The sequence below is a fragment of the Polaromonas sp. genome, assembly GCF_030682935.1.
In the GTDB taxonomy this organism is placed as follows: Bacteria; Pseudomonadota; Gammaproteobacteria; order Burkholderiales; family Burkholderiaceae_C; genus Polaromonas.
Window position 1 is genome coordinate 1 of sequence record NZ_JAUXNA010000316.1, and the last position, 9,781, is coordinate 9,781.

Here is a 9,781-nt window from a genome sequence, read left to right on the forward strand (position 1 = left end):
CCATGGCAATCGTGCCCTGGCCGGCAATCACGTCCGGGTCGTCAAACGGATGCACAAAGGTCAGGCCCTGCTTTTTCTCAAGCACCACAGCGTGGGCGTAGGCGTCCGAATAGCTGTCGCCGTGCAGCACCACCTCGCCGCCCCAGCCCTTGACCGCGTCAATCTTGAGCTGCGGCGTCGTGGTGGGCATGACGACCACGGCGCGGGTGCCGAGCTTTTGCGCGCTCAGCGCCACGCCCTGGGCGTGGTTGCCGGCCGAGGCACAAATCACGCCCTTTTTGAGCTGGGCCGGGCTCAGGTGCGCCATCTTGTTGTAGGCCCCGCGCAGCTTGAAGCTGAACACCGGTTGCTGGTCTTCGCGCTTGAGCAGCACCGTGTTGTTCAGGCGCTGACTCAGGTTTTTGGCGGGCTCCAGGGCCGACTCCACCGCCACGTCATAGACGCGTGCCGTCAGGATTTTTTTCAGGTAGTCCGCCGGCTTGAGCACCTTGCCTGAGGGTTTTCTGGCAGGTTTTGCGGACGCTTTGACGGCAGAAGATGCCGCAGTGGACACAGGGGTCGGGGTCGATTTTTTGGAGGTTGGCATGTTTTTCTCGCAGCCTGACATCATAGTGGGCAAGAAAAAAGGCCCAGACCTTGCGGTCTGGGCCTATAAATCCACCCTTTGAGGAGGTGGAGGAGACAAGCGGTGCAAAAATACGGTGAGTTACTGGTAATTACCCGTATTGATGCGATGATTTCAGTATAGCGGAGGTATGTTGCGATGCAACATGTTTTTGTGACAAATTAACAATTGTCACGATTTTGGTCATAGGTTTTTTGTATAAGGAATGTCGATTATGGAATGCACGGTGAGTTGGACAGGCACAAATGCGGCAACGGGATCGCGCTCAGGCATGACGTTTTTAGCCGAAACCGGTAGTGGCCACACGCTGGTCATGGACGGCGCGCCCGACGCAGACAAGCCTGAAAATGGCGGCGCCAACCTGGCCCCCCGCCCCATGGAAACCGTGCTGGCAGGCACCGGCGGCTGCACCGCTTATGACGTGGTGCTGATTCTCAAGCGCGGCCGCCATGATGTGCGGGGTTGCTCGGTCAAGCTCACCTCTGAAAGGGCGCCGGTCGACCCCAAGGTGTTCACCCGGATTCACATGCATTTTGTAGTCACCGGGCGGGGTCTGTCCGCCGGCGCCGTGGAGCGCGCGATTGCCATGAGCCACGACAAATACTGCTCGGCCACCATCATGCTGGGCAAAACGGCGGAGATCAGCACCAGTTTTGAGTTGCTGGAAGACTGAAGCAGATTTTAACTGTTTGCGCCCATTTGGCGGGCGCTAATAGCTATCGAAATAATAGCTTAAGAACAGCTGATCTGAAGGTTTCCTGGAAACCTGCAGCGCGTGCTTCAGACGTAATGTGCTGTGGTTGTCATGACCTTGGCCGCCGAACGCATCAGCGCCCTGACCGGTGCTGGTAACTGCAGCGCGCCCGCATCTTCTGCCTCCCGTGCATGCTGCGCCTCGTCGTCTTTCATTTGCGCCACGATGGCGCGCGACGCGTGGTCGCCTTCAGGCAGGCGCTCCAGGTGGCTTGCCAGGTGCGCTTCGACCTGGCGTTCCGTTTCCACCACAAACCCCAGGCTCACGCGGTCGCCCAGCCGGCTGGCGACCAGGCCCAGGCCAAAGGCGCCCGCATACCACAGCGGGTTAAGCAGTGAAGGGCGCGCGCCCAGTTCGTCCAGCCGTTCCCGGGTCCAGGCCAGGTGATCACCTTCCTCCCGGCTCGCTTGCAGGAAATGCCTGCGCAGGGCCGCGTCGCGGGTGCCCAGTGCCTGCGCCGCGTACAGCGCCTGCGCGCACACCTCGCCCACATGGTTGACCCGCATCAGCGCCCCTGACAGCGCCTTGTCTTCGGTGCTCAGTTCGGTGGTTTGGTCCGCCAGCGTGGGGCAGGCCCTGGAGGCCCGGGGTTTGGCAAACAGCGTGCGCAGCGCGCTGTCTGCGGCGTTCAGTGCAAAGTCAAGGGAAGGTGTCATGGGCTCAATGGTAGCGCCGACACGGCAAAATAAAAAGCCCCAAAAAGGAGGCTTTCATGGAACGCATTTCAGGCCGCAAGGCCCAAACCGGCGATCAGAAGTAGTGGCGAATGCCAAAGGCCACGTTGGTGGAGTCGGTGCCGGCAGAAGACGTCACGCCGCCCAGAAAACCGTTGCCGCCGGGCGCAACCTGTCCGGCGCCCTTGTTGTTGAAACGCGTCAGCACGGCATTCAGGTTGGTGCGCTTGGACAGCGCGTAGGTGTAGGTTGCGCCGTAAGAATCGGTGTCGGCGTTGACGGCGCGTTTGTCATCGAGGCGGTTGTACGCCACCACCACGGTGTGAACCCCGCTGGTGACCTTGTAGCCCACATGCATGAGGCGGGCGTCTTGCCTGAATGCTGCGTTGTAGGCGTTTTGGAACACGGGGCCGGCCGTCACAAAAAATGGCGAAAGGCCGGACGGATTTTCATCCTTGATCGTGGCGTACTGGCCATACAGGGTGCCAGGTCCCACGTCCACGGTTCCGCCCAACACGTTGTTGGTCAAAGATTTCTGGCCCAACTCGTTTTTCTTCTCGTTGTGACCAAAACCGACAGAGAAACCGTCGGCTTTGTACATGACCATACCGCCGAGGAAGCGGCCTGCGGAGCTGTTGCCCGCGACCTCGACCGCGCCATACATCAAGGTCGCGGTGATGCCGCCCGTCTTGATGCCGTATTGCAGCGTGTTGCTCAGGCGGATGTCAAACGCAGCCGGCAGGCTGGCAACCTGGCCGGCTGCCAGGCTTGATTGGGTTTGCGACGCGTCGAAGGCTGCCGTGGTGAGATAGGCTGGCGTGTATTGGCGGCCCAGCGTGAACGCGCCAAACGGTGTGATCAGTCCGGTAAAAGCCTGACGATCAAACAGATTTCCGGCCAAGTTAACGCCAAATGCATTGGTGCCAATGGCGTTGTTGATGGCTGAGATGGTGCCGAGTGCAAGTGGTGTTCCCGCGAGACCAACGGGTAAGTTGGCATTAACGGTGGTGGCAACGCGATCAGGCAGCTGCGCACCAGACGCTGGCCGGTTGGTCACCGAACCCGTATCCAGCTCAAAACGGCTTTCAAGCGTGAAAATCGCCTTGTAACCACCGCCCAGATCTTCGGAGCCGCGCAGGCCCCAGCGCGAACCCTCCATGATGCCGCTTGCAATGGCCGTAGAAGACCCGTTTTTCAGACCGCTGACGTAGTTGACGCCGCCATCCGCAACACCGTACAGGGTCACAGTGTTTTGTGCCATGGCGGCTGGGGTGGACAGCAGTCCCATGACCGCAGTGGCAACAAATGTCAGTTTTTTCATGGAGTCTCCAAAGAATAGGAATTTGAAGGAAACAAAAATGATGAGCAAGCGTTGTCAGGACCCGCTTGAATTGATGAAGATTAACGGGGTTATTACGAGCCGTACAGGGTGCAACCACCCGGTGCATCACCTTGGTGGCAAGGGAAAACCCTGTAATTGTCGACGCCATCCGAGCGCCTTAAAAGCGTGCGCTGGGTGAGCCTTTGTTGCTGTTTTCACCTCTGAAACGCAGCTTTTTTGGTCTGATTGAATCAGGGGTACTGCTGGCCCTTGCAGGATACGAAAAAGCCCGTCAGTTTTTAACGCCCTATTTTGAAATGCGTGGTGTCCGAGCGACATCGCGTGCATTGGGTTGCTCAAAACGTGATGCTGGACCGATCTCCCTCGCCAAGGCCAGAGGGAGGCTGCTTCGAAGTAGATATTTTTCTTTAAAATCGACAAAAAGTAGATATTTATAAAAATCCAGAGACGTTTTTCCAATAACCAGGGCCTTTCGTCCATGACCACTGCCACCGCTCGCACCTATCTGGGTTATGAGGCGCTCATCCGTCGGTTCAACCTGCGGGTGCCTCCTTTGCGCCGGGTTTTCATGGCCACAGAGCGCACGGTAAAGACGCATGCTCGCACGTCGGATGGCGATGAGCGCATCGAACTGCCTCTACATCGCTTGTCGGACACCGCGTCCCTGGTGGGCCAGCTGACGTTCGCCCTCAAGCGCGAACACCTGAACCTGACGGTCCTCGGAGCGCTTTTTGAGCGGGAGGAGGCCTTGGCGGCCGTCCAGGAATGGCTCCATGAAAAACCGAGCTCGCGCTACTCGCGCACTGCCGGCCATCTGGCGACGTGGCTCACCGGGCACCAGTTTGACTACGCCCTGCCGCCGGGCAGCCCGAGGGTTTCCTTGTTGGAGAGGGGTGAGTACGTCACGGGCCTGGGCGTGTCCGACTCCAAGTTCGGCGTCATCAACAACGTCTTGGGCAATCAGGCGTTCAGCCCCCTGGTGCGGCGCACGGACAAGCTCACCACCTTGCTCAACGAAGGCCTTGCTGACAAGGTGAAGGCTGCGCTGAGCACCATCGAGCCGGAGATGCTCTCGCGAGCGGTGGACTACCTCTACCTGTCGGAGACGCGCTCGACCTACAACATCGAGAACGAAATTCCGGACAACAACCGGGCTGCGAAGTTTCGACGGTTGCTGGAGTCGGCAGGGGAACCCGGGGCGCTGAGTGAAGAGCAGTTGTGCCAGTGGCAGAACCAAATTGTCAGCCCCCTGGTGGCCGAGCACCAATACCGATCAGTCCAGAACTGGCTTTCTCGCTCAGGGCGGCTTCGCAACATCGCCGACTTCATCCCGCCGGCCCCTGACCAGGTGGGCCTCATGATGGAAGGTGTTGCTGCGGTCGCGGCTTCTGGGTCGACGGGCGAGCTCGATCCCGTTCTGGCGGCCGCTTGTGCTTCGTTCGGCCTGGTCTACGTTCACCCGTTCCTGGACGGCAACGGGCGGCTCCATCGCTTCTTGCTGCACCACCTGCTGCGGCAGTCCGGGTTCACGCCGGCCGGTGTCGTGTTGCCCTTGTCCTCCCGCATGCTCAAGCAGATGGAGCGATACTCGACTTTGCTCAAGAGCTACTCGCGCCCTCGCACCGAGCAGCTGGAGTACATGCTCGACAGCGAGAGCGGAACCATCCTGGTCAAATCTGCACAGCCTCGATGGCTCTATGCTTACTTCGACGCGACCGAGGTCTGCGAATTCATCCTGGATTGCTGCAAGCTCTGTGTGGAGGAGGACCTCCTGTCCGAGGTCCTTTACCTGCGTGCCCATGACGAGACCGTCAAAACGCTGGAATCCTGGCTGGACATGCGCCAGTCGCAGCTCAACACGCTCATCGACCTTATCGTGCAAGGTAATGGCACCCTGTCCAACCGCAAGCGAAAGCTGGCAGAAGGACTCACCGACGAGCAGCTGGCTAAAGTCGAAGCCGCGGTGAGTGAGCACTTCGCTGCGTACATCGACAGCCGGGCCTGATGTAGACGTTTTTTTAGAATAGTATAAAAAGTAGATGAATCCGGGATATGGAGGGTGTTTTTGCAAGGGCAGGCGTCCCAACCAGGCGTTTTGTGAACGCTGCCGCCCCGTTCTTCGGGAAGGTTTCGCCCTTGGCCCTGCCAGCGACCAAGGGTACGAAGATACCCACGTGAAGCGAGCAGTCCACGCCGATGCGGCTCGGAAATTGAGTAAGAGCAGCCCGTTCGAGGAAGTTAGTGGGCGCTTTGGGTCATCAATTTGTTAACACCAATGGCAACAAAAAAGCCGCCTTTCGGCGGCCTTCTTGGCGTTTTCGTTAAAGGATTCGTTTAGAACGAATGCAGGACACCAACTGCCGTACGGTTCGCGGTCGTGTTACCCACTTGCGTGATCAGACCCAGGCTGGTGTCTTGCGCCGCAGCCGAACCTGCCTTTGCATGCGTCAACGATGCGTAAAGAATCGTGCGCTTGCTCAAGGCATATTTGCCCAGCGCAACATATTGTTCTGCCTTGCCGCTGACATCGCCAGAGCGCTTGGTGTTGTAGTAAGCGCCGGTCAGCGTCACGGCTGGCGATACGGCGTAATCTACGCCGAGGCCGGTCACCGCGATCTTGCGATTGGTCGTGTCTACTTCGTTTTGGGCATAGGTAGCACGCAGTGTCAATGTGGTATTCAGGGCGTACTTCGCGCCGCCGCCCCACAGCGTCAGCGTGGAGTTGTCGGCCTTGTTCTTCAATTGGGCATAAGCCAGGGCAGCGCCCGATTTGCCATCGGTGAAGTAACCCGAAATGCCGGCATAAGAGTTGGCGGATGAATTGCCCGGCTGCTCGCCGAAGCCATACATCAGGGCACCACCAAAACCAGACATGTTAGGCGTCAGGTACTTGATCGAGTTGTTTTGGCGAAGTGCAGCGCCGCCACCATTCGTGCCGTAATCGCTGTACAAAGCACCTGCATTCAGTGCACTGAACGCTACGTTGGGGTTGGTGCCAGCGTGCGCAAGGCTGATGGGATCGGCCAAACCAATGGAATCTACACCCAGGATATTTTGGCGACCGACATTGACAGAGCCGAAACCACCCGAGAAGCCGACGGTAGCTTGACGGTCAAACAGTGATGTCGTTGTTCCGGCAGGCGTACCGCCACCAAAACCCAGACCTGCCGCGCCCGTATCGTTAATCAAGGTGCCTTCCAGGGTGAAGTTGGCCTTCAGGCCGCCACCCAGGTCCTCGCTCCCCTTCATACCCCAACGCGACGTGGCCAACTGGCCTGCATCCACGGCGATCTTGGAGCCGCCGACCTGATTGGTCGTGTGAACAACCGCCGCGTCAACAATGCCGTACAGCGTGACAGAACTTTGCGCCATGGCAGAAGTGGACAGCAGGCCCAGGACTGCAGTGGCAACAAATGTCAGTTTTTTCATGGAGTCTCCGAAGAATGGTAATTTGAAGGGAATTAAAACGATAACCAAGCGTTTTTCAGACTGGCTTGGATTGATGAAGATTAATAAGGTTGTTACGAGTCGTACATAGTGCAACTACCCGGTGTATCACCTTGGTGACAAGGGAAAACCCTGCATTTGTTGCGTCGATGCGAGGTCCCAAAAAGTGTGCGTTGGGTGAGTCCGTGAGGCTGTTTTCCCTCTGAAGCAAAGCTTCTTTGTTCGGTTTGCGTTGGGCTGGAGCAGGCGCTCTCGGGGAGGCGAAGAAGCAAGTACTTTTTTAAGGCACATTTTTGAGGTGCGTGGCTTGCGAGCGACACATCCCGCACATCGTTGTGTCCAAAAAAGGGCGTTCTCCGTCCTCCGCGCAGGTTGGGCTGGGTAAGCCGGGGTCAATGTTTACCTGGAGTCTTGGCCGTCACGACCTGCGGTATTCGCCATTGGCGTGCTTGACATGCACCAAAAAAACGCGCAAGCGCCACGGACTGCACCATTTTTGACGGATCGGAAACACCGAAGCCCTTTAAAGCAGTCTGGAGAAGCACTTACAGCCTGTAAGCGAGAGGTTGCACCCGTCAAGCATTGCCTAAAGCCAACTTGGTTGGCCCGAAAAATGCTTTCATGGTTGAAAGTTTTGCATTGCCCGTACCGGTTTTGTGAAATCTGCAGAAGGGGCGAACAAGAAACCCTTGGCAAACTTTTTGGGGTAAGTGTTTTCGTTTTTTTTACTTTTTGGAGGTTCTCAATGAAAAAGAGTTTGATCGCATTCGCAGTGCTGGCTGCATCGGGTGTGGCGTCTGCACAATCCACCGTCACGCTTTACGGTATTGCGGACGTGTGGCTGGCCAGCAAAAAGGCGGATGGCCTTCGTCAAACCGAGATTGGCAGCGGCGGCATCAACCAAAGCCGCTTCGGCCTCAAGGGCTCGGAAGATCTGGGCGGCGGTCTGAAGGCTAATTTCCTGCTGGAGTCGGGCTTCAATATCGACACCGGCGCCTCCAGTGGCTTCACCAATGTTGCGGGTGCCACGACGGATGCCAACCTGTTCAGTCGCCAGGCGTATGTCGGCTTTGCGGGCGGGTTCGGTGAAGCAAAGCTGGGCAAAATGTGGACGGCCTACGACGACATCAGCGGCATGACCCATCCGGGCTTCGATTCGGCCTTGTCGCCCCAAAATAACGTCTGGAAGAGCACGGGCTACAACGGCAACCCCGGCAACTCCGTGTATTACGCAACGCCTGGTTTGGGCGGCTTCAGCGGTGCGGCCAGCTACAGCCTGGGTGAAAACAAGACCGCAGCGGTCAATGCGGGCAAGATCGCCAGCGTCCACGCCAAGTACGAAGGCGGTCCTGTGTACGCCGGCGTGGCCTACCAGACTGAAAAAGCAACGGGCGCTGACGACACCAAGAAATTCACGCGCGTGAACGCATCCTATGACCTGGGCGTGGCCAAGCTGCTGGCCGGTTATGGCCGCGTTGCGCTGGCTGACCAGCGGACCACTGACTGGCAAGCAGGCGCCGATTTCCCTGTGACCAGCGCCCTGACGCTGTCTGGTGGCTATGCGCGCTCCAAGGACAACGCAGCCGCTGGCGATGCCAAACGCACCGGTCTGGGTTTGGCGGCCAGCTATGCCTTGTCCGTGCGCACGTCGCTGTATGGCGGCGTTCAGGCCAGCAAAGGTACGAAATCTGGCACAGCGGACGTCAAGACCGACATCTACGCCGTGGGCATTCGCCACACGTTCTGATTTGGGCAGGTTTGGCGCTGCCTTCTTGTAAAAGGTTAAAAGCCGTTTCGGGGACACCTGAAACGGCTTTTTGTGGTCTGTCCGTGTATTTGCTGTATCGCGCTGTGGCGTTACCGCGTAGCGCGGCGCAAGTTGGCGTTTTCATACCCGGCAGGCGGTGCCGCGCCGCGCCCGCCTGTCGGGTGATACCGCGTTGACGTGAACTGCCTTCGCTCTTGATTAAATAGCTGCCAGCACCCGTCCTTATTCGGTCATGGCTACTTTTTGCTTGAAATCTTCGCGTTGGGTGCCGAGCCGGGTTGCATCCTGTTACGGTCGATCGCTCTTTGCGGTGTTGCGGGGTGGCCTGCGCCCCAACCCGCGTTGCAGAGCGGGGCTGTGTTGTATCTGCTCCACGGCATCGCTTTTAGTTGTGGTGCATGTGCAACGAATTAATCTTTTTTCAACGTATTTCTTTGCGCAACCGGGTCCGGTCTGGTGCAATAGACCCAACTTCCCGAAAGGGGGTTGGCCCGGGTCTCTGGGGGTGCTGCAAAGGCGAAAGCCTGAAACAGTCCCCACGCCGGAGCCCTATGTTTAACCTTGGAGAAACTCTCAAATGAAAAAATCCCTCATCGCTCTGGCTGTACTCGCTGCTTCCGGCGCCGCAATGGCCCAATCTTCTGTGACCTTGTACGGCATTGTTGATGCCTACGTTGGCCAAACCAGCACGACCCTCACGTCTACCTCTGCCAAAGTTAAGCAAACCGTTGTTAACAGCTCCGGTTTCAACAATTCCCGTTGGGGCATGAAAGGCGCTGAAGATCTGGGCGGCGGTCTGAAAGCCAATTTCACGCTGGAAGGTGGTTTTGCTGCTGATACCGGTGCAGGCAATGCCGGTCTGTTTGACCGCAAAGCTACCGTCGGTTTGTCCGGCGCTTTCGGTGCTGTGGATCTGGGCCGTAACTACACCGCTTACGACGCACTGCGCGGCGCAACGAACAACCAGTATGACTCCAACTTCGCCACCACCGGTACGGTCTGGAACAACGGCGTTCGTGACTACACAAGCCGCATCAGCAACTCCATCGTTTACGCATCGCCAAGCTTCGGCGGCATCAGCGGTGCTGTTGCTTACGGCCTGGGTGAAAACAAAAACCTGGCTCCAGCTAACGCAGGTGGCAAGGCTACCGACAACCTCAGCATGCACATC

General features: G+C 58.0%; 8 protein-coding genes. 4 read left to right on the top strand and 4 right to left on the bottom strand.

The features are described from left to right. Window positions 1–586: pyridoxal-phosphate dependent enzyme (locus Q8K05_RS14670; RefSeq protein WP_305247372.1), on the bottom strand; the 586-nt coding region annotated here is incomplete at its 3' end. A 253-nt stretch (window positions 587–839) separates the two neighbouring features. Here Q8K05_RS14670 and Q8K05_RS14675 point away from each other — a divergent pair. Beyond that, window positions 840–1,298, top strand: a complete 459-nt coding sequence (locus Q8K05_RS14675; protein WP_305247373.1) for an OsmC family protein — start codon at window positions 840–842, stop codon at window positions 1,296–1,298. A 107-nt stretch (window positions 1,299–1,405) separates the two neighbouring features. Here the strand turns inward: Q8K05_RS14675 and coq7 are convergent, their stop codons facing one another. Further along, on the bottom strand, window positions 1,406–2,035 hold the full coding sequence (gene coq7 / locus Q8K05_RS14680) for a 2-polyprenyl-3-methyl-6-methoxy-1,4-benzoquinone monooxygenase (protein ID WP_305247374.1): 630 nt from the start codon (window positions 2,033–2,035) through the stop codon (window positions 1,406–1,408). 94 nt (window positions 2,036–2,129) lie between these two features. Then, window positions 2,130–3,374, bottom strand: coding sequence for a porin (locus Q8K05_RS14685; RefSeq protein ID WP_305247375.1), 1,245 nt, complete (start codon window positions 3,372–3,374; stop codon window positions 2,130–2,132). A gap of 499 nt (window positions 3,375–3,873) precedes the next feature. Here Q8K05_RS14685 and Q8K05_RS14690 point away from each other — a divergent pair, with 499 nt between their 5' ends. Beyond that, window positions 3,874–5,400 (top strand): Fic family protein, encoded by a 1,527-nt coding sequence (locus Q8K05_RS14690; RefSeq protein WP_305247376.1) that lies wholly within the window; start codon window positions 3,874–3,876, stop codon window positions 5,398–5,400. 329 nt (window positions 5,401–5,729) lie between these two features. Here Q8K05_RS14690 and Q8K05_RS14695 read toward each other — a convergent pair whose 3' ends face one another. Next, window positions 5,730–6,824, bottom strand: coding sequence for a porin (locus tag Q8K05_RS14695; RefSeq protein WP_305247377.1), 1,095 nt, complete (start codon window positions 6,822–6,824; stop codon window positions 5,730–5,732). Between the two features lie 763 nt (window positions 6,825–7,587). Between Q8K05_RS14695 and Q8K05_RS14700 the strand changes: the two genes are divergently transcribed. After that, window positions 7,588–8,589 carry a porin gene (locus tag Q8K05_RS14700; protein ID WP_305247378.1) on the top strand — a complete coding sequence of 334 codons (1,002 nt, stop codon included), beginning with the start codon at window positions 7,588–7,590 and terminating at the stop codon, window positions 8,587–8,589. A gap of 598 nt (window positions 8,590–9,187) precedes the next feature. After that, window positions 9,188–9,781: porin (locus Q8K05_RS14705; protein ID WP_305247379.1), on the top strand; the 594-nt coding region annotated here is incomplete at its 3' end.

Excerpts from the sequence above, each read along its gene's own strand:
- Q8K05_RS14675 (WP_305247373.1), top strand. The coding sequence starts at position 840 with ATGGAATGCACGGTGAGTTGGACAGGCACAAATGCGGCAACGGGATCG.
- coq7 (WP_305247374.1), bottom strand. The coding sequence starts at position 2,035 with ATGACACCTTCCCTTGACTTTGCACTGAACGCCGCAGACAGCGCGCTG.
- Q8K05_RS14685 (WP_305247375.1), bottom strand. The coding sequence starts at position 3,374 with ATGAAAAAACTGACATTTGTTGCCACTGCGGTCATGGGACTGCTGTCC.
- Q8K05_RS14690 (WP_305247376.1), top strand. The coding sequence starts at position 3,874 with ATGACCACTGCCACCGCTCGCACCTATCTGGGTTATGAGGCGCTCATC.
- Q8K05_RS14695 (WP_305247377.1), bottom strand. The coding sequence starts at position 6,824 with ATGAAAAAACTGACATTTGTTGCCACTGCAGTCCTGGGCCTGCTGTCC.
- Q8K05_RS14700 (WP_305247378.1), top strand. The coding sequence starts at position 7,588 with ATGAAAAAGAGTTTGATCGCATTCGCAGTGCTGGCTGCATCGGGTGTG.